The organism is Erwinia tasmaniensis Et1/99, assembly GCF_000026185.1.
GTDB classification, from domain to species: Bacteria; Pseudomonadota; Gammaproteobacteria; order Enterobacterales; family Enterobacteriaceae; genus Erwinia; species Erwinia tasmaniensis.
On record NC_010694.1, the window covers coordinates 2726954 to 2743062 of the forward strand.

Below are 16109 nucleotides of genomic sequence, written 5' to 3' on the forward strand. Positions count from 1 at the left end.
ACTCAAAGGTGGCTATCTTTTAACTCGCGTTTTCACAACCAGACTGGCTACGGTCAATGATCTCGGTGCCTTCAATAATGAAGCCAAACTTTCCGAATAGGAAAGAGTGGTTGAATTGAGTCACTACAACATCGGAGAGTGCGACTGAACAGCGATTCTTCTCGATTGCTCTGTCTATAGCTGTTTTAACGTTGGGAATGCCAAGAGGGAAGAGCACTACTGGTGCAGAGTCCTCTGCTTTAACACGCGCCCCTTTAACGAAATTATTAGAGTTCAGATTATAGTTTTTGGTGCTTGCTACGGTCAAATCTGCCACACGTGAACTACATCCTGCTAGCAACATGACTACCGCGGCCAATGCCACTGACTTATTCATATTTTTTCCTTCGATTACAATCGGAAACATCCTATCAATAATTTTTAACATTGCAATTATTGTATTTCGTGCTGTTTGGCGGCTTTGATTTCGGTGGCGGTGAGCTTCGTTTGGGAGGTCTCGCTTTCATTGAACCTGCTAATGCCCCCAAGATGGGTGTAGCTTTCAATAGAAATTAGTAAACGTTACGATAATCCTGAGTCCAGTGAGCATGAGAAAATGAGTAGCGATTTGAGTGATTTACTACCCGAATCGTTATCTAAGTGCCTTTGAAACTCACCCAGATCATTTACTGAAAGATGAGGAAATGTTTTTGTTTTGGTACTTTCAGAACACCTACCAGATCTGATACTGGATTACGCTCCGCCAGAAATGACTGCATAACTGAAGATTTGACGACATGCTTGGCGAGTTTTCTTCAGCTTATCGAGAACACCACGATCTTCCAACTTAGGAAGAACATCGGGCATCTCTTTTAAATTTATTGCAGAAATAGGTCTTTTACCTATGTGTGGGCAAACATCCTTTTTAAGGTATTCCAGCATGTCATCTGCATAACCTTTTGACCGGGAGGTTTCTTATATTCATGGCAATCAGTTCAAAACTGTTACTGACAGCCATAATCTTCGCGGCCTTTATATCCTGTTTCTGCTGGCTTGGGTCACCACCTTCTGACAAGAGTTTCTTAGCTTCAGATCATTTAATCCTTGCTTCAGCGAAGGTAAACAATGGATAGGTGCCAAAGACTACCTGTTTTTCTCTACCTGCAATCCGACACTTAATCCACCAACCTATTGTTTCATCTGGAAAAATCTCAAGACATATCCCACCACCATCGGCAAGCTTGTATGATTTTTCCTTAGGCTTAGCAGAGTCAATTTGTCGAGCTGTCAACTTCATATGGGGGCATCCATTTCATTGAACCTAGCAATGCCCCCTATCCTCCCCCCCCCCAATCGGAACAAGAACGCAATAGGTGACCTTGGACCAGGCTGGACCACAGAGAAGTGTTATATTCTGATTTGAAAGGGAAAAGTAGACTAGAAAGGATGTTACTAGAAGAAAAATTGGTACCCTACAGGATTCAATAATAACAATTAAACCACTGATTTATATACAATAAAAAATTTACATATTTATCACATACCCCCATATGTACCCCCAAATGTTTTCGTGTCACGCTCTTTAGTACGTTTTTTGTTCTTATTATCATAGTTCCACGATAAGGCAGATCCCTACCCTGACCTAACCCTGATTCTACCCGCCTGTTTCTTATTGTATGATAGATGCCTCATACATTAAGGAATGCCGCCAGCCATGAGAATGACAGCGCGTAAAAAAGAGATATTGAGCTACTACCAGCCGGATAACCTCGAATGGGTGACGGGTGAGATTGGGCCGCCGCCGTTTGACGTGTCCGGGCTGGCCTATCTGGTTTGCGGGCTGGACTCCTTCGATACCCGGCACCATCTGGAATCTACCCGGCGCACGCTTGAAACGATGGTGAAAGATGGCCTGTTAGAGAAGGTCACCAGCTTTGAGCGCAGACAGGACACGACACAAAGCGGTGACGGTAAAGGTATCTGGTGTAACTGCTCCCGGTATGGCCTGCCCGGTTCCTGTCTGGTAGTACGCGATGAAGGCGGCAAGGTTGAGGCTATAGACGGGGAAGCGGTGCGGATTGATAACTAACCGCCTGTCTTACGTTGTCTTACGATGGTAAAATAGCCGTTTAACCCTTACCGCTGGTGGTTGTAGTGAATAAATCCCTGTCTGTTACCTTTCGTGTTCCTGCTGAACTGGCTAATGCCTTCACCTCTGCGGTCAGTGAGTCCGGTTCTGATAAAACCGCCTGGCTGATTGACGCCGTTCGCCACAAGCTGAACCAGCCGGACAGTAACGCCGATAGCCGTTTGCTGGCACTGGTGGAACGCATGGAAATAGCAGCGGCTGCGCTGGCAGTGGGTAAGCAGGGCATCCCGCCGCGCCCGTACAATGAGGCTGCGGCGATCCAAGTTGTTGCCGCCACTATCCGGGAAGGCTTCGACAACGGGCGTATCATTGCTGAACGGCTTAACGAGGCTGGATATCAGACTAAGGCGGGTAAGGCGTGGGATAAGGACATTTACAGCGCGTGGAAGCGTCAGGGCGGTAATTTATCCCGGATATCAGCGGCGCTAATTGCCTGAATACTGACCGCGCCCCGTACTTGTCGCAAAACTATAAAACCGGGGATCCCCGGTATTAACATGCGGGATGTTTCCGTATCACCTGCGCGGCGCTGGCTTCTTCCACTGGTAGGCCGGGGCGCTCATTCTCTGGTGATGTCGCTCACTCGCCGCCAGTGCGTTTCTGATACCGTTCCTCACGGTGTAAAGGGTGTACCTGTCCAGCGGTTCCCCGCTCTGACGTGCCATCTGTAATACGGCTAACTCAAGCGTCTGGCGGTCTGTCATGGGGTTACCCTTCGCTGTAGGTTATTTGCAGTAATCTGTTGATATGTAGTGCGCGATATAACCTTTCCACTCCCAAAAAAGGTTTCTAACCTGCGGCTGTGCGAAAAAAGGTAAGGCGGCGGTACTGACGGCGGGAAGCCCTGAACGTTTAACCTGCCCCCGCCGCGCCTGTCCTGCGCTCAACCGCCCCCATTATCTTATCCACTACCGGACTGAATGCCCTGTAGTACGCCTGTTCGCTCCGTTGCAGGTGTAGAACCTTCCGGCTGAACGTTTCCCACCTCATGCCAGCAGGCTTGGGAAAAAGGGCGCAGTCGTTAAACAGGCTGTACGCGGGCGCATAGTCGCCCCATATCGCCGCCCGCTGCTTAAAAAGGCTGCGCCGCATTCTGGCTAACCGGTCTTCGCTCTGGCTGGCGTAGTGAAGCCCCCAGCACTTTCTACAGGCTAAATCACGCTTACCGATAAACAGTACTGCCGCACGGTTATGGCAGTGAGGGCATAAGTACCAGTGCCGCACGCCATAGCCCGCCCGTGTGCTGGTGGTTCGGAGCGGTAATACCCTGCCGCCGATGGTTGCCGTGTAGCTACTGCCGCCCAGGTGAAAGCGCATTTCTCCGGCACGGGTTGCCAGCTGTAGCGCCTTCGCCCCCTTACTGAACCTCTGCCGGATAGCCTTCAGGTGTGCCAGCGTCAGGCGGGGTTGTGCCGTGGTATAGCTTCGGGTTTGTTCGCGCATGGCTTCCACTCCGTCATTTTGAATACGAAATAATATGCGTTTATCGCTGAACGGCTACCCGTGCGCAGTGCGATCCGTGCCTGCGTGGGTAGGGTCTGCGAATGGTTTCGCACATCAATGGCGGTAAAATGTTCACATCACACTTTATCCTCAACATAGATACCCGCTGAAATTATTGCGCCGCCAATGCGGGGCTTACCATATGCAAGCGCTACCGGATAACCCTGCGCTGCCGTGTTGGTAACCCCACCGAACGCGTAAGAAGCCTTGTTATCCGCATCCTGCTTGCTGGCTAGTCCGGCAGTCTGTGGTGATAGCATCTGTATTACACCGCCCGCTGTAAGGGATGCGCCAGCAGCAAACATTAAGTTGCTGGTCGCTATACTAATGCCGGGTGCCCAAATTGACGCAGCGATTAACGCCGCACCCAATATCGTTTGAAGCATTCCGGCTCTTTTGCTACCCATTATGACAGGTACAATTCTGATAACTTCGCCATTAACCGGATAACCTAAATCATCCAGGCCTATGTTTTTCTTTCCTTTGAAAACGGCATAAGTAAGGCCGCGCCTTTTACTGCTTAGCATGTATTTTTCAAAGCCGTCAATAGTTACTGACAGCGCCCGCGCTGCTTCATGAGTGGTGCGTATAAGGCGGTGGTGCGTTTTACCAAATAGCTTACCGAGTGCGCCGCTTAACTCTATTCTGGTCATTACTTCATCGGTGTGTAACTGTGCTTCTGGCTTCGGGTTGGCATGGTTTGGCGTGTTCGGGGTCATTACTTATTATCCTTACTTTTCGTGGTTTTCGTTGACTAATTAAACGATTATCAGTTTTGCTAATGTCGATTTCTTAATGTATGAGGGATGTTTTTTCTCTCTATATAAGCAAAAGGGTGTTGGTTCAGTTGGTTCAGTTGGTTCAGTTGGTTCAGTTTGTAAAGATGTCTGTTTTTAAAGGACTTTTAACCCGATTACTGAACCAACACGGCGCTTTTTTTGTTGGTTCAGCGGGGCGTTTTGTTGGTTCACTGCCAGCCATGAGAAAATTCCTCTTTGTCCGTTGTTGGTTCAAAACAGGCTTTTGTTGGTTCAGTGTTGGTTCAGATTCAGAAATAAAAACCTTATAAAACAACAATCTTTACAAATTGAACCAACTGAACCAACTGAACCAACACCTTAACTACGTATGTGAGAAAAAATTATTCCTCTGGCTGGCTCTCCTCGTCCGGTAAATAGTTGAGCACGTAAACCCGGTACTGCCGTCCGTCGATGCGCGGTGACTTCCTCTGATAACCTCTGTCACTGCTGGGCGGGGTGAGCATCCCGGCGCTTTTCAGCACCTCCGCAAACTGTTTCGCGTTAAAGCCTCTCGCTATCTCCCCCTCAAAGGCGGCGGGGAAGGTATAGAAGGTTATCGGGTCGTGCTCATGCCCGCCTTTTGTCCGGTAGCCTGCAAGGTCGCGGATTGGCAGCGCTGCCGGGTCATACGGGAACGGGGCGTAACGGCTCAGGCCATGGGCGTTAAGAAATGCTTCAGCCTGGGCGATGATCTGCTGGTGCTCCTTGTTCCCGGTTCCGAACTCCCTTACCCATGCGTTATAGCTGTGCTGTACCGCATCCCGGCACGTTTGCGCGTCCCATCCGGTGACCACGCCGCCCAGTATCAGCGCGGCTTCCAGAATGGCGAACCGTGCGGCTACCCTGTGTACCTGCTCCCCGTAGTCAGCCGGGATAAGCGAGCGCCAGCGGCTTTCGGCCTCCCTCACGGCGTCAACGGCCTGCTGCTGGTGGTCTGCCAGCCACTTAACCCACGCCCGGCCTGCCGCGCCGTGGTGACGCATAAAGGCATCTTTCAGCGCGTCGGCGTGCTGCTTGCCGTTCCGGTGTTCGTGGAACTCTGCCGCCTTGCTTAGCGGGATATTCAGCAGGCGCACCAGCTGCCCGGCCTTTATCTTCTGTCCGGTGCTGGCGATAAAGGTTTCCAAGTCCATTTCCCCGGTGCTGATTGCCACGGTGCGCCAGCGCTTTAAATCCCGGTTGCCGCCTTCCTTCGCGCCCTGCAATTTCCCCACGCCGTTAAACAGCGCATAAGCGGACTGCGCCACGCTGCGCGGATCGGCTCCCTGTCCGACTTCATCCAGCGGCATCAGCGCGTCATTGTGGGCGGCGGCCTCGTTTGCCAGCCCCAGCGCCGTGCCGTACCACGTCAGGCGCAGCAGGTCAGGATTACCGTACAGGCTGGCGGCGGCGTTTGCCGTGGTGGTTTTGCCCGCGCTCGACTGCTCGTAAAAGTGAAGGCCGAACCCGTCAGCGCCCGCCAGTCCGATTAGCGGGGCCGCCAGCGCCGCGCCGATCCCCGTCATCATTGACCAGTTGCCGCCCGCCAGCCTTGCCACGCTGTCCCGCCATTCTGCCGCCGTTCCCTTGCAGGTGTAGCCCGCTGCGGCTGAACTCCTGCCGTTAAACAGTACGGGCATATCGGGGGAACCGATAATCTCACCGTCCGGCATAATGTACGCGCCGCACTGCCAGCCCGTAGCCTGTGCCACGCGCCACAGCTCACGGGAACCGCTGCGCTGTAGCCAGTCGGCAAGGGTGGCCCGCATTGCGGGCTTGGTGGTGATGTTCACCCCTCCGGCCTTCAGGACGCGCCAGCCTTCGCGCTCTCCGATATCGGCAAGGGGGATGGCCTGCGTGGTACTGGCGCTGGCTCCCGCCGGGAACCATTTGATGATTAAAAACTGGTCTTTGTCGTCGCGTCCGATGCCGATAACCTCCAGCGGGGAACACAGCCACGACTCATTGTTGATAATCTTGCCGCTCTCATTGTCCACCTTCGGGGTTATCCAGAAAACGCCGTCACTGCGGCTTTCAGTGCGCGGCTTGAGCGGGTCTTTATCGCTATCCACCCCTCCCGGTTTCCTTAGCTTAACCTTAGTGTGGCTGGCTGGATCCCGTGCCGTGTTATTGCCGTCCTCTGCGCCGCTCTGCTCGTCCGTCATGCTTTCCCCCTGCGGCTGGTACAGCGAATCGTTAAAAGCGGCTGTAGCGGCCTCCAGCCCGTTTTGCTGGTGGTGGTCGTTCCAGTCTGCCTTATGGTCTGTCGGGGGGATTGATACCCATCCCGCCACGGACAGGGCGGCTTTCTCCGCTGCCTCTTTCCCGGTGTTGGAGACTCCAGTTTCGGAGCCTCCTTGCTGGTGGTCGTTATCGGCGGCAATAATGATTTTCGCCTGCGGGTGCTGCTGGCGCATTGCCTCCGCTACGGGCAGCAGGTTGCCCGCATCCACCGCCGCCACCGCCAGCGCGTCAGGGCGTATCAGGTGCGCCGTTAATGCGGTTGCCAGCCCTTCGGCAATCACTATGCTCTGCGGTGCTTCTGGTGCGTTGACGGCGTGATATGCGCCACGCTTTTCCGAACCCGCCACCAGCTTTTTTGCGCCAGCGGCGGTAATGGTCTGCGCGGCGGTGACCGTGCCGGACAGGTTCGCCAGCGCCAGCAACAGCCGCCCGTCAGAAAGCATCGGGAAGGTGAAGCCATTCAGCCCTTTTGTTATCAGGTATTCGCTTTCGCCCGGCTGCGCCTGCTCTGCCAGCGTCTGATAGTGACGGGCAAAGTTTGCCCGCCGTGCCGCCTCGTCTGCCGCGGCCTGCCGCTGGCGCTCCTGCTCCCGCTGCTGGCGTTCTGTTGCCGCCTGCGCCCGCCTCTGGCTGGCTGCTTCGCTGTCGGTTTCTGCCGCCCGGTAATCAATACCCAGCGCATCAGCCACCAGCCGCGCCGCTTCGGTGGTGTCGCAGTCGTTCACCTTTGCCACAAGGTCAAGCCCGTCACCCGCCCCGCACTGATTGCAGATATGGGAACCGCGCCCGCCATCGTCAAAGCGAAAGCGATCCGTACCGCCGCACGCCGGGCATTCGGAATGCTGCCGGGGTGAGCGGGGAACGGTGATACCCGTCATAGCCAGCACGCCGGGCCAGCGCCCTGCGGCGGCGGCGGTCACTTCGCGGATTAAGTCAATATTTCGCATCATTCCCCCTCAGTGCGCCACGGGTGCGGGCGGTAAGCCTTCATCCCGCAACATGCGGATAAAGCCATCATGCAAATCAGCCAGCAGCTCCCGCCCCATATCGGACAGCCCGCCGCCCTCAAGCATGGCCTGATACATCAGCACGGCATTTCGCGTGCCCTGTTCCCTGCCGTAGCGTTCTATCAATGCGCTCTCAATGTTGTTTGCCATAGCGAAACGCTCAGGGGCGGGGTAGACCGCCATACAGCCGTATTGCCCGCAGTAGATAACGCCGCAGTCCGTGCCTCCCCGTTCGTTTTCCACCTCCACCGCGCCATTTTTCCGCAGCTGCTCGTTGATGAAGGCCAGCGCCACACAGTGCCGCCAGACAATAAGCTCCTGCTCTGCCGTGGGCGTGTGGTAGCCCAGCGCCGCGCCGTCAGCCATTGCGCGGAGTATGTCCGGCATATCGCGCACGCCGTCAAAGTCTCCGGCCTCCAGCTTGCGCAGCATGTCGGGGTAGTCGATAAGCGCCATATGCTCATACTGTCCGGCCTCGTTGCGCCGGGTGATACTGACCCCGTGCGGGGTGGCTTCAGTGCGGTAAACGCCCGTTGCGGTCAGTGATGCGGCTTTGTTCATGCTTTGCCCTCCCGGTTCATGTAATCGACCAACTCGCTATTGGTAGCGTTCATTGCCTCCGGCACGCCTTCCAACAGGGTAATCAGTGCGCCAACCATGCGCGGTGATAGTGTGCGATTAAATATCCCCATCTCCATCCAGACGGATAACACTCCCTGCGCCTGTTCTACCCGGCAAATAGCGTCACACAACGGCATAGTTTTCATCGGCTGGCCTCCAGTACGCGAATTGCCAAATCATTAATAACGCCGATAAGTTCGCTTTGGGCATCCCTTCCGGTGTCGTTGTGTGTCAGAAAAAGCGCGGCCTCTGTCAGGATTTTGATTTTTTCCAGTGCGTCTATAGCGTCATTTTTGGCATGGGTATCAGTGCGGATCATTGGGGTATCTCCAGTCCGGGAATGGTTAGCTGTATCAGGGCGGCAATACGGGCAAGGGCGGGGCGTAGCGTCTTTAACTCACGTTTCCGCTGGCTCATTTCTGCGCTACCGTGTTTGCCGTGCCGCCAGTGTGATTTATGGTCTGCTGCTGCAAGAATGTTCTGCGCCCTCTGCGGTGGCATGGCCTCCAGTTCGTCCAGTGAGGGAATGAGTACCGGGCGAATATCAGAGAAGTGGGGGTTGTGGCGGAAATAGCCATCAACCAACTGGCGCTGTACCTGCCATGCTAAATCATCGGTAAATGGCTTTGTCAGTAGCAGATAGCCAAACTCTGTAAAAACGGTGACTTTCCCACGAACAGGGCTGGTTATTTTTTTGCCAGGGCGTTTAATGCCCCTGGCTAAACCGTCAACACTTCCCGCGCTCACTACAAAGTAATCTTTCCCCTCAATGAAGTGGCGGCGGTTACGCTGAAATGCGTTTTTGGCTGTGTCTTTCGGGCGCTGGTGAACCGTGTCAATCATGGCGAACGTCACCACGCGCTGGCCCTGATACTCCACCAGCGGCATTTTTGCATCATGCAGGGTTATGGCTTTCATGCTGCCACCTCCTGAGCACGGGTGATGCGGATATGAGACAATCCGGCGTGTTGCGCCTGTAGCATGGCGGCTGCTTTGGCGCTCTCTGCGCTGCCTGATCGGGTTTTGTGGTTAATGCCAATGGTCAGTCCGCGCTTGTTGGTTCCGTAGCCGTACACGGTGAAATAATTAAGCATGACGCACCTCCTTCACAGGCAGCCGTCCGGCAAAAAAGCAGACGTTATCTTTTGCCAGAGTGCGGCGGGCTTCGCGCTCGTTTTCGGCGGCGATATGGTGGATGACAGGTGACAATGCCGGGTTATCACGGCGAACGGCGGCGATAATCCAGACAAAATGGCGGTGCTGGTGGCCTGAATTCAGGCCGAACGGCTCCCGCCCTTGTGGGTGTGTGGTAATATCCATTACAGCGACCTCGTTAGGTGTATTAACGGTGGTGGTTAGATGCCCTGTTAGTGTTGACGCACTGCGGGGCATTGTTTTTTGTGGCATGTGATAGTAATGTGTCATCACACATATATACATTACTATTGGTGTAGCTAACGTGTCAACACACAAGAATGAACGTAGAGGTAATCCCCCCTTCCAATTCAGGCTTGGTCCTGAATTACGGGAATCGATGGAAGCGGCACAACAAAATGACGGTGACGAGTCTTTGGCTGCATGGATTAAGCGGATCATCCGTAAAGAGCTACAATCTCGCGGCATAGAGCCTAAAGCCTGATTATTTCCGGCATCGTGGCAAAGGGTGGCATTCGCAGTGCTGCCCTTTTTTATGGACTCGCAAAACTCAAGGCTTCCCTTGTGCGCAGTGGTCGCAAAATGTCGTAACGTGTCCTTAAATTCGCCTCGCGTACTGGTCACGAAACTCTCTAACGTGCCCGAAAACTCCCCTTGCACACCAGCTAAGCAATTAATCCCCCGCTTCATTTCAATGGTAGAAAAACTTTCCACTACGTGAGGTTTTGTGAGGTTTTCACTTCCGGTGATCGGGCGTGAAATTACGGTTTCTTTCAGGCTCTGAACCATAACATTTACTAACAGGCCAGCCAGTGGGAAGGCTTCTTTCTGGACGGCGGCTTGAGTCACTCGCATGGCGTCACCTCGATAAACTCCGCTTTAAACTTCTCTAACGGCTGTTGGCACGGGTGCGGGTAGCCGGGGCGCATAAAAACCACGTTCCCGCCGCTCATGCCGCGCAGTGTGACGGTGCGCCCGTGTGAGTCCTTAAACTGGCGCTGTTGGGTGCGGGTGGTCATTAGTGAACCTCCAGACGTTTAGCTAGCCAGCGCTGTGACAGGCGCACCAGCTCCGCTTTGCGCTGGTCATAAGACATACCCATATCTATAAGTGTGATATCGGTGCTTTCCAGATAGGTGAGGTGTTCCAGCTGCCCGGCGCTCATGCTGTCGCGTGGCTCCGTGGTAATGCCGCTGGACTGCGCCCACTGCTTAGCCGTCAGGCCACCCAGCACAATGCGGGCGATCATGTTGCTTTCGTTGGTGTAGTGGCGCTGTTGGGTCTGCTTCCCCAGCTCGGCGCGGGCAGCATCCAGCGCGGCGCACATTGGCTTAAACATGCTGGCGGCACTGATACGTGCCTTTAGCTGGCGGCGGTACTGTACGGCTATTTCCGGCGCACTTATCTGTAAGGCTTCTTCACACTGGGTGAAGTAACGACGAACGGCGCGGCCTTGCTCGTTGCGCTCTACCATCGCCAGCTCTTTTGCCATATTCAAACACAGGCCATAATCTTTACTGCGCCGATCCCCCCCGCGCCTTGAAGTCCATTTGGTAACGGGGTGGTTAAAGTCTGTACTTTGATTCCTGAAATTTGAGGGATCAAAAACGACATAATCCGCACCCAATGAAAACCCGTACTCCTCAATGCGGCCTTTAACCCATGTAGAAAAGTCGTTACCTACTCCCAGCGCTGCGTGTAAAGCCTTCGCGCTCACAATGCTGGTTTGACGCCCGCCAATTTGACCGGGAATAACCGGAACAATTTCAGCGAAGCTATTTGCGTTGATATCGCTGCGGCGGTGCTCAAAGTGAGGGGCGGCCCCAGAAATTAATCTGCTATTTTCGATTTTCATTTTTCAGGCTCCGATTAGGCGGCGGTGAATAAGTCCGGGTATAAGGTCAGAATGTCGTTAATTTCCTGCTGTGACAGCCCACGATAGCCACCAGCGGCGGCGTTGTGGTTTACCAGCTGAATAACGCGCATGACGTCAGCGCGGCATGTGAAGCGATAGCGGAAATGTGATCCGATGCCGTCAGGGTTTTTCTCGTCGATACGCTCAAGGTGAATATCAAGGCTGCGTTCTAATTCGCTGGCATAATTTCTGCCAGACGATAAGCGGCAATAGCGTAATATTTCATTTTCGGTAAAGCCGTTAACCCCGGTGCGCATCATGTATATGCGGGCGCGGTGCTTTTTCGGTGCTGGCTTGATGGTGGCGGTAGGGGTATCATCGTTGGCGCTAACCTGTTCGACAATGCCCGCCACGCTGCGGGTTTTCTGCATTATGCCGCCTCCCCGTCACGCTCTGCGATACGCTGATTAATCCATGCGTCTATTTCACTTTCAACGAAAGCGATAGAGCGTGATCCAATTTTTACTGGTTTTGGGAATATCCCTTGAGAAATAAGTTTATATACCCAAGCCTTACCAAGACCTATGCGCCGGAGAACTTCCGGCATGCGGATGAGATTTTGTGACATATATACCTCTATTTACCAATTCATTCGTAAATGGACATCTGTAGATAGAGGGATTATATGAATGACTTGCAAATTATATAATGACTAAAGCACTAACTTACTAATACAAGATTGTCATGAAAGAGAAAGGCCGTTAAACAACATTTTTTGTCATGACAAAGAAAGCAAGATTTCGACACAACTTTGTCACTTGCCTTGAAGTCCAACTTTTTGAATAAATGCATAGCTAAAAGATTTTAGAGATTCGATACGCTCAGTAACTGAGTCTGAATAAACATATTTATATGATGTTGTACTTTTTGCCGACCTCCCAGCCCCATAATATTTATCCAGCTTAACCTGACTTTGGTTAAATGACTTCCACAATCTAAAAATAGTTCTGTTATCGACAAATTCTTTGATAAACCCGCACCCCATCAACATACTCACAATCGAAGGGATTTGTCTTGCATTAAATCGATGTAGAGTATCTATGAAATCTATTGCCAATTGTCTTTCTAAAATCGTTGAATCTTTTCTTTTGGTAATAATCCTTGCTCTTAAATTATCTATTCTCAACTGGATCGCATCAAGGCTAAATGCTCCCTGCCCTACAATAACTCGTCCTTCACGGGAATTCGATATAAATTCCCTGAAAGCTGAATTTGCATGATAAGCATATAATTCCTCAAGTTTCTTCTTGTATTCTTCCAGTGTGTTTATCTCATCTTTTATTGTAGCACTTGTGTCCTCACCACTAAGATACCTACATATACATGCTAATATTTGCACGGGGATTTTGAATCTTGAATAAGAACAGGGAGGATTAAACCCTTCAAACATATCATACAACTCTTTCCATTCTTTTTTATCCAACCCATCAATAGAATGTGATTTGTAAATGAAAATCTTATGCGCAATAATCGCTTGATAGGGTATATCAAAGCCAGTAACAACACCTGATTTTTTTAAGGCACGGCTAATTCCATTATCATCCATGAATTCATTTACTTTATCAAAAACACAGGACATCTCTAGATCGTTTTCAATATCCTGAAGGGCTGCGCTTGCTTTTTTAGTTATATCAATAGCCTCACTAATAGTAGTTATTTTTGATGAATTAATCTCTAACAAACAATAAGTCATGCAACTATCAAAAAAATCCAACTTTCTGTACAGATCATAAATATATTCATAGGAACTGTTTTTTTTCACAACGCCACCTCGCGCCCTCTAATTTAGGAACCGTGCCAGCTCGTAGAGGTGTACGAATTTTCGGGGATCAGCCTAGACACGGTTTATTCTATTGTCGTCTATTATAGTCTACTGCTGTTTATATATCCAGCTATGCGAGCTTTCCGAACGCACCATGTACCACATTATCCCCGCTTTCCAGCGCGTCCATATAATCGGCATACCATTGGAGCATTTCCCGTCTTCCGTCCAGGTACTGCGCGTGGTTATACGTTCCTCTAATACTGTTCTTATCGACGTGAGCTAACTGGGTTTCAACCCATGCGGAGTTATAACCCTGCTCATGTAGGATTGTGCTCATCGTGTGACGGAACCCATGCCCGGTGGCCTTGCCGTCATAGCCAATACGTTTAATGACCTGATTGATACTGGCCTCACTCATTGGCTTACCCGCATCATTACGACCGGGGAAAACGTACTTACCCCGTCCGGTTAGCTGGTGGATTGCTTCAAGTAACGATTTAGCCTGGCTGGAAATGGGTACTATGTGGGGGCGGCGCATCTTCATACGTTCGGCGGGGATCTGCCAGATACCCTTATCAAAATCGATATCTGACCATTCAGAGGCGCGGAGTTCGATAGTCCTTAACCCGGTAATCATCAGTAGCTGGGTAGCGTAGCGGGTGATCATACTGCCACTGTAATTGCTCAGGTCATTAAGGAATGGGGGTATCTGGTCAACATTCAGGTGTGGGAAATGTTTTTGCTTGGGTGCTTTCAGTGCGCCAGCCAGATCGGTGACCGGGTTATTCTCTGCCCTGCCCGTTATCACCGCATGGGTAAAAATCTGCCTGCAAGCCTGCCGGGTCTTTTTCAGCTTATCCAGCACGCCGCGCTGCTCCATTTTACGCAACACTGCCAGCATTTCGGCGGGTTTAATCTCATTGATAGCCCGTTTACCGACAAACGGAAAAATATCCTTACTAAGATATTCCAGTATGTCGGTAGCATAGCCTTCTGACCAGTTTGTTTTTTTGTGCTCGTGCCACTCAAGCGCGATAGCTTCAAAGCTGTTTTGTACGGCTAATATTTTGGACTGTTTCTCTGCCTGCTTTTCCTGCCCCGGATCGCCACCCGCCGCCAGTATCTTTTTTGCCTCATCGCGCCGCCTTCTGGCATCGGACAGTGACACATCAGGATATACCCCCACCGCTAACAGCTTTTCTTTTCCTGCGGCACGGTACTTTAAGCGCCAGTATCTTGCACCATTGGGATTAACCAACAGGTACAGGCCGCCGCCGTCTGCCAGCTTATAGGGCTTGTCCTTGCCTCTGGCGGTGTCCACCTGGCGGGCGTTTAGCTTCATATTGGGGGTATCTCGTTTCATTGAACAGGAATCTACCCCCAAATGTACCCCCACATGATAGTGGATTACAATAGCCAGTAGTAGACCTTGAGATAACGCGATTAGGGGTTAAAGCCTGATTTGACGGGGTTTTGTAGACTTTGAGAGACGGTAAAAGAGGATAAAATGGTACGCCCTACAGGATTCGAACCTGTGACCTACGGCTTAGAAGGCCGGTGCTCTATCCAACTGAGCTAAGGGCGCATAATGAATGCGTCGGATTATACGGCCAGCTTCGGCTGAGTCAACGATTTTACTGCCGCCCGGCATCTGATGCTGAAGTAATGAACAATAACCTGCCAATCTCTGCCTGACAGCGTCGCCAGCTTCTGACAAAATAGGGGCAATTCCCGATTTAACTTAACGCAGATGGATACCCTCTCTGATGGTAGCAAAAATTATTGATGGTAAAACGATTGCGCAGCAGGTGCGCAATGAGGTTGCCGGGTTAGTTCAGCAGCGTCTGGCCGCCGGTAAACGTGCGCCTGGCCTGGCGGTGGTTTTAGTGGGTGAAAATCCGGCTTCACAGATATATGTCAGCAGTAAACGCCGTGCCTGTGAAGAAGTTGGGTTTCTTTCACGCTCGTACGATTTGCCTGCCTCTACCAGCGAAGCGCAGCTGCTGGAGCTGATTACTCAGCTGAATGATGACGCAGAAATAGACGGTATCCTGGTGCAGCTGCCGCTTCCTGCCGGCATCGATAATACCAAAGTGCTGGAGCATATCTCCCCGGCAAAAGATGTCGACGGCTTCCATCCTTATAACGTTGGCCGCCTGTGCCAGCGCGCCCCCACCCTGCGCCCGTGCACGCCACGCGGCATCGTGACGCTGCTGGAGCGTTACCAGATTGATACCTTCGGGCTGAATGCCGTGGTGGTAGGTGCTTCCAACATAGTTGGCCGCCCGATGAGCATGGAGCTGCTGCTGGCCGGGTGCACCACTACCGTGACTCACCGCTTTACCAAAAACCTGCGTCAGCATATTGAAAATGCCGATCTGCTGGTCGTCGCCGTTGGCAAGCCCGGCTTTATTCCCGGCGACTGGATAAAGCCGGGCGCGATCGTGATTGATGTCGGGATTAACCGTCTTGAAAGCGGCAAAGTGGTCGGCGACGTCGATTTTGACCTGGCCTCAACGCGAGCGTCCTGGATCACCCCGGTCCCGGGCGGCGTGGGTCCAATGACCGTTGCCACCCTGATCCAGAACACCCTGCAAGCCTGCGAAAATAATGACAATGGAGTATCAGCATAATGGCCACTTTCTCTCTGGGCGCTCATCCCCATGTCGATCTCTGTGACCTGATGAAGCTGGAAGGCTGGGTAGAGAGCGGCGCGATGGCAAAATCGTTTATCGCTGACGGTCTCGTTACGGTTAACGGCGCGGTGGAAACCCGCAAGCGCTGCAAGATTGTCGCCGGTCAGAAGGTGGATTTTGACGGCAACAGTGTGACCGTGACTGCCTGATTTAATCTGTTCCGCGCACAAGGCTGTCCTGTTGGGCAGCTTTTTTTATGCCTGCAAGCCTACCCAGCGTTTATCTCTTCATCATCTGACGCCGCATCGCCGTCTATACTGTGCTGGCTTGATGTATATCAATATATGGCTGACCGC

Annotated in this window: 24 protein-coding genes and 1 tRNA gene; 5 read left to right on the forward strand and 20 right to left on the reverse strand. The window is 52.2% G+C overall.

All coding sequences use genetic code 11. The annotated features are described in order from the left end of the window. Positions 1 to 19: 19 nt before the first annotated feature. From ETA_RS13270 to ETA_RS18710, 3 genes are all read right to left on the reverse strand, one after another. Positions 20 to 376: a putative periplasmic lipoprotein gene (locus tag ETA_RS13270; RefSeq protein ID WP_012442130.1), complete on the reverse strand. Its 357-nt coding sequence runs from the start codon at positions 374 to 376 to the stop codon at positions 20 to 22. Positions 377 to 732: 356 nt separating this feature from the next. Beyond that, positions 733 to 921 (reverse strand): phage integrase central domain-containing protein, encoded by a 189-nt coding sequence (locus ETA_RS18705; protein WP_049778758.1) that lies wholly within the window; start codon positions 919 to 921, stop codon positions 733 to 735. A gap of 151 nt (positions 922 to 1072) precedes the next feature. Then, entirely contained in the window at positions 1073 to 1276 is a 204-nt protein-coding gene (locus ETA_RS18710; RefSeq protein WP_049778759.1) for an Arm DNA-binding domain-containing protein, read from the reverse strand. Positions 1277 to 1693: 417 nt separating this feature from the next. Here ETA_RS18710 and ETA_RS13280 point away from each other — a divergent pair, with 417 nt between their 5' ends. Together ETA_RS13280 and ETA_RS13285 are read left to right on the forward strand one after the other, a co-directional pair. Then, positions 1694 to 2068, forward strand: coding sequence for a hypothetical protein (locus ETA_RS13280; protein ID WP_012442131.1), 375 nt, complete (start codon positions 1694 to 1696; stop codon positions 2066 to 2068). Positions 2069 to 2133: 65 nt separating this feature from the next. Continuing rightward, positions 2134 to 2565 carry a hypothetical protein gene (locus tag ETA_RS13285; RefSeq protein WP_042959052.1) on the forward strand — a complete coding sequence of 144 codons (432 nt, stop codon included), beginning with the start codon at positions 2134 to 2136 and terminating at the stop codon, positions 2563 to 2565. Between the two features lie 78 nt (positions 2566 to 2643). Here ETA_RS13285 and ETA_RS13290 read toward each other — a convergent pair whose 3' ends face one another. From ETA_RS13290 to ETA_RS20720, 10 genes are all read right to left on the reverse strand, one after another. Beyond that, complete coding sequence (locus ETA_RS13290) at positions 2644 to 2832, reverse strand: hypothetical protein (RefSeq protein ID WP_042959053.1); 189 nt, start codon at positions 2830 to 2832, stop codon at positions 2644 to 2646. A gap of 148 nt (positions 2833 to 2980) precedes the next feature. Further along, positions 2981 to 3571, reverse strand: a complete 591-nt coding sequence (locus tag ETA_RS13295; protein WP_012442133.1) for a hypothetical protein — start codon at positions 3569 to 3571, stop codon at positions 2981 to 2983. A gap of 137 nt (positions 3572 to 3708) precedes the next feature. Beyond that, the gene (locus ETA_RS13300; protein ID WP_012442134.1) at positions 3709 to 4284 is read right to left on the reverse strand and encodes a tail assembly protein; all 576 of its coding nucleotides are present in this window, start codon (positions 4282 to 4284) and stop codon (positions 3709 to 3711) included. A 488-nt stretch (positions 4285 to 4772) separates the two neighbouring features. Further along, on the reverse strand, positions 4773 to 7601 hold the full coding sequence (locus ETA_RS13305) for a TOPRIM and DUF927 domain-containing protein (protein ID WP_012442135.1): 2829 nt from the start codon (positions 7599 to 7601) through the stop codon (positions 4773 to 4775). Between the two features lie 9 nt (positions 7602 to 7610). Continuing rightward, positions 7611 to 8222, reverse strand: coding sequence for a hypothetical protein (locus ETA_RS13310; RefSeq protein WP_012442136.1), 612 nt, complete (start codon positions 8220 to 8222; stop codon positions 7611 to 7613). Beyond that, positions 8219 to 8428, reverse strand: a complete 210-nt coding sequence (locus ETA_RS13315; RefSeq protein WP_012442137.1) for a hypothetical protein — start codon at positions 8426 to 8428, stop codon at positions 8219 to 8221. Before ETA_RS13315 ends, ETA_RS13310 begins: the two co-directional genes overlap by 4 nt. Beyond that, positions 8425 to 8601, reverse strand: a complete 177-nt coding sequence (locus tag ETA_RS20020; protein ID WP_157861808.1) for a hypothetical protein — start codon at positions 8599 to 8601, stop codon at positions 8425 to 8427. The genes ETA_RS13315 and ETA_RS20020 overlap by 4 nt, the downstream gene beginning before the upstream one ends. Next, on the reverse strand, positions 8598 to 9200 hold the full coding sequence (locus ETA_RS13320) for an ORF6N domain-containing protein (RefSeq protein ID WP_012442138.1): 603 nt from the start codon (positions 9198 to 9200) through the stop codon (positions 8598 to 8600). Before ETA_RS13320 ends, ETA_RS20020 begins: the two co-directional genes overlap by 4 nt. Next, positions 9197 to 9376, reverse strand: coding sequence for a hypothetical protein (locus tag ETA_RS13325; RefSeq protein ID WP_012442139.1), 180 nt, complete (start codon positions 9374 to 9376; stop codon positions 9197 to 9199). Before ETA_RS13325 ends, ETA_RS13320 begins: the two co-directional genes overlap by 4 nt. Continuing rightward, positions 9369 to 9722 carry a host cell division inhibitor Icd-like protein gene (locus ETA_RS20720; RefSeq protein WP_407919828.1) on the reverse strand — a complete coding sequence of 118 codons (354 nt, stop codon included), beginning with the start codon at positions 9720 to 9722 and terminating at the stop codon, positions 9369 to 9371. The genes ETA_RS13325 and ETA_RS20720 overlap by 8 nt, the downstream gene beginning before the upstream one ends. Positions 9723 to 9741: 19 nt before the next feature. Between ETA_RS20720 and ETA_RS20465 the strand changes: the two genes are divergently transcribed. Next, positions 9742 to 9921, forward strand: a complete 180-nt coding sequence (locus tag ETA_RS20465; protein WP_071819183.1) for a hypothetical protein — start codon at positions 9742 to 9744, stop codon at positions 9919 to 9921. Between the two features lie 361 nt (positions 9922 to 10282). Here ETA_RS20465 and ETA_RS19355 read toward each other — a convergent pair whose 3' ends face one another. The 7 genes from ETA_RS19355 to ETA_RS13360 all read right to left on the reverse strand — a co-directional run bounded on the left by ETA_RS19355 (position 10283) and on the right by ETA_RS13360 (position 14702). Continuing rightward, on the reverse strand, positions 10283 to 10456 hold the full coding sequence (locus ETA_RS19355; protein WP_012442141.1) for a DUF4222 domain-containing protein: 174 nt from the start codon (positions 10454 to 10456) through the stop codon (positions 10283 to 10285). Continuing rightward, entirely contained in the window at positions 10456 to 11292 is an 837-nt protein-coding gene (locus ETA_RS13335; RefSeq protein WP_012442142.1) for an antA/AntB antirepressor family protein, read from the reverse strand. The genes ETA_RS19355 and ETA_RS13335 overlap by 1 nt, the downstream gene beginning before the upstream one ends. 14 nt (positions 11293 to 11306) lie before the next feature. Beyond that, positions 11307 to 11723, reverse strand: a complete 417-nt coding sequence (locus ETA_RS13340; protein ID WP_012442143.1) for a hypothetical protein — start codon at positions 11721 to 11723, stop codon at positions 11307 to 11309. Continuing rightward, positions 11723 to 11920 (reverse strand): helix-turn-helix transcriptional regulator, encoded by a 198-nt coding sequence (locus ETA_RS13345; RefSeq protein ID WP_012442144.1) that lies wholly within the window; start codon positions 11918 to 11920, stop codon positions 11723 to 11725. The genes ETA_RS13340 and ETA_RS13345 overlap by 1 nt, the downstream gene beginning before the upstream one ends. A gap of 186 nt (positions 11921 to 12106) precedes the next feature. After that, positions 12107 to 13114, reverse strand: coding sequence for a hypothetical protein (locus ETA_RS13350; protein WP_012442145.1), 1008 nt, complete (start codon positions 13112 to 13114; stop codon positions 12107 to 12109). 130 nt (positions 13115 to 13244) lie between these two features. Then, the gene (locus ETA_RS13355; protein ID WP_012442146.1) at positions 13245 to 14459 is read right to left on the reverse strand and encodes a tyrosine-type recombinase/integrase; all 1215 of its coding nucleotides are present in this window, start codon (positions 14457 to 14459) and stop codon (positions 13245 to 13247) included. A gap of 166 nt (positions 14460 to 14625) precedes the next feature. After that, positions 14626 to 14702 (reverse strand) — tRNA-Arg (locus tag ETA_RS13360). A 181-nt stretch (positions 14703 to 14883) separates the two neighbouring features. On the opposite strand from ETA_RS13360, the gene folD reads away from it, so the two are divergent. Continuing rightward, the gene (gene folD / locus ETA_RS13365; RefSeq protein ID WP_012442147.1) at positions 14884 to 15750 is read left to right on the forward strand and encodes a bifunctional methylenetetrahydrofolate dehydrogenase/methenyltetrahydrofolate cyclohydrolase FolD; all 867 of its coding nucleotides are present in this window, start codon (positions 14884 to 14886) and stop codon (positions 15748 to 15750) included. Beyond that, positions 15750 to 15962, forward strand: coding sequence for a ribosome-associated protein YbcJ (gene ybcJ, locus ETA_RS13370; protein ID WP_012442148.1), 213 nt, complete (start codon positions 15750 to 15752; stop codon positions 15960 to 15962). The genes folD and ybcJ overlap by 1 nt, the downstream gene beginning before the upstream one ends. Positions 15963 to 16109: the final 147 nt, after the last annotated feature.

Bases quoted from the DNA above. Each gene is read 5' to 3' on its own strand.
- ybcJ (WP_012442148.1), top strand. From the start codon at position 15,750: ATGGCCACTTTCTCTCTGGGCGCTCATCCCCATGTCGATCTCTGTGAC.
- ETA_RS13345 (WP_012442144.1), bottom strand. From the start codon at position 11,920: ATGTCACAAAATCTCATCCGCATGCCGGAAGTTCTCCGGCGCATAGGT.
- ETA_RS18710 (WP_049778759.1), bottom strand. From the start codon at position 1,276: ATGAAGTTGACAGCTCGACAAATTGACTCTGCTAAGCCTAAGGAAAAA.
- ETA_RS13290 (WP_042959053.1), bottom strand. From the start codon at position 2,832: ATGACAGACCGCCAGACGCTTGAGTTAGCCGTATTACAGATGGCACGT.
- ETA_RS19355 (WP_012442141.1), bottom strand. From the start codon at position 10,456: ATGACCACCCGCACCCAACAGCGCCAGTTTAAGGACTCACACGGGCGC.
- ETA_RS13325 (WP_012442139.1), bottom strand. From the start codon at position 9,376: ATGCTTAATTATTTCACCGTGTACGGCTACGGAACCAACAAGCGCGGA.
- ETA_RS13300 (WP_012442134.1), bottom strand. From the start codon at position 4,284: ATGACCAGAATAGAGTTAAGCGGCGCACTCGGTAAGCTATTTGGTAAA.
- ETA_RS13315 (WP_012442137.1), bottom strand. From the start codon at position 8,428: ATGAAAACTATGCCGTTGTGTGACGCTATTTGCCGGGTAGAACAGGCG.
- folD (WP_012442147.1), top strand. From the start codon at position 14,884: ATGGTAGCAAAAATTATTGATGGTAAAACGATTGCGCAGCAGGTGCGC.
- ETA_RS13280 (WP_012442131.1), top strand. From the start codon at position 1,694: ATGAGAATGACAGCGCGTAAAAAAGAGATATTGAGCTACTACCAGCCG.
- ETA_RS18705 (WP_049778758.1), bottom strand. From the start codon at position 921: ATGCTGGAATACCTTAAAAAGGATGTTTGCCCACACATAGGTAAAAGA.
- ETA_RS13340 (WP_012442143.1), bottom strand. From the start codon at position 11,723: ATGCAGAAAACCCGCAGCGTGGCGGGCATTGTCGAACAGGTTAGCGCC.
- ETA_RS20020 (WP_157861808.1), bottom strand. From the start codon at position 8,601: ATGATCCGCACTGATACCCATGCCAAAAATGACGCTATAGACGCACTG.
- ETA_RS20720 (WP_407919828.1), bottom strand. From the start codon at position 9,722: ATGTATATATGTGTGATGACACATTACTATCACATGCCACAAAAAACA.
- ETA_RS13355 (WP_012442146.1), bottom strand. From the start codon at position 14,459: ATGAAGCTAAACGCCCGCCAGGTGGACACCGCCAGAGGCAAGGACAAG.
- ETA_RS13335 (WP_012442142.1), bottom strand. From the start codon at position 11,292: ATGAAAATCGAAAATAGCAGATTAATTTCTGGGGCCGCCCCTCACTTT.
- ETA_RS13295 (WP_012442133.1), bottom strand. From the start codon at position 3,571: ATGCGCGAACAAACCCGAAGCTATACCACGGCACAACCCCGCCTGACG.
- ETA_RS13305 (WP_012442135.1), bottom strand. From the start codon at position 7,601: ATGCGAAATATTGACTTAATCCGCGAAGTGACCGCCGCCGCCGCAGGG.
- ETA_RS13310 (WP_012442136.1), bottom strand. From the start codon at position 8,222: ATGAACAAAGCCGCATCACTGACCGCAACGGGCGTTTACCGCACTGAA.
- ETA_RS13270 (WP_012442130.1), bottom strand. From the start codon at position 376: ATGAATAAGTCAGTGGCATTGGCCGCGGTAGTCATGTTGCTAGCAGGA.
- ETA_RS13320 (WP_012442138.1), bottom strand. From the start codon at position 9,200: ATGAAAGCCATAACCCTGCATGATGCAAAAATGCCGCTGGTGGAGTAT.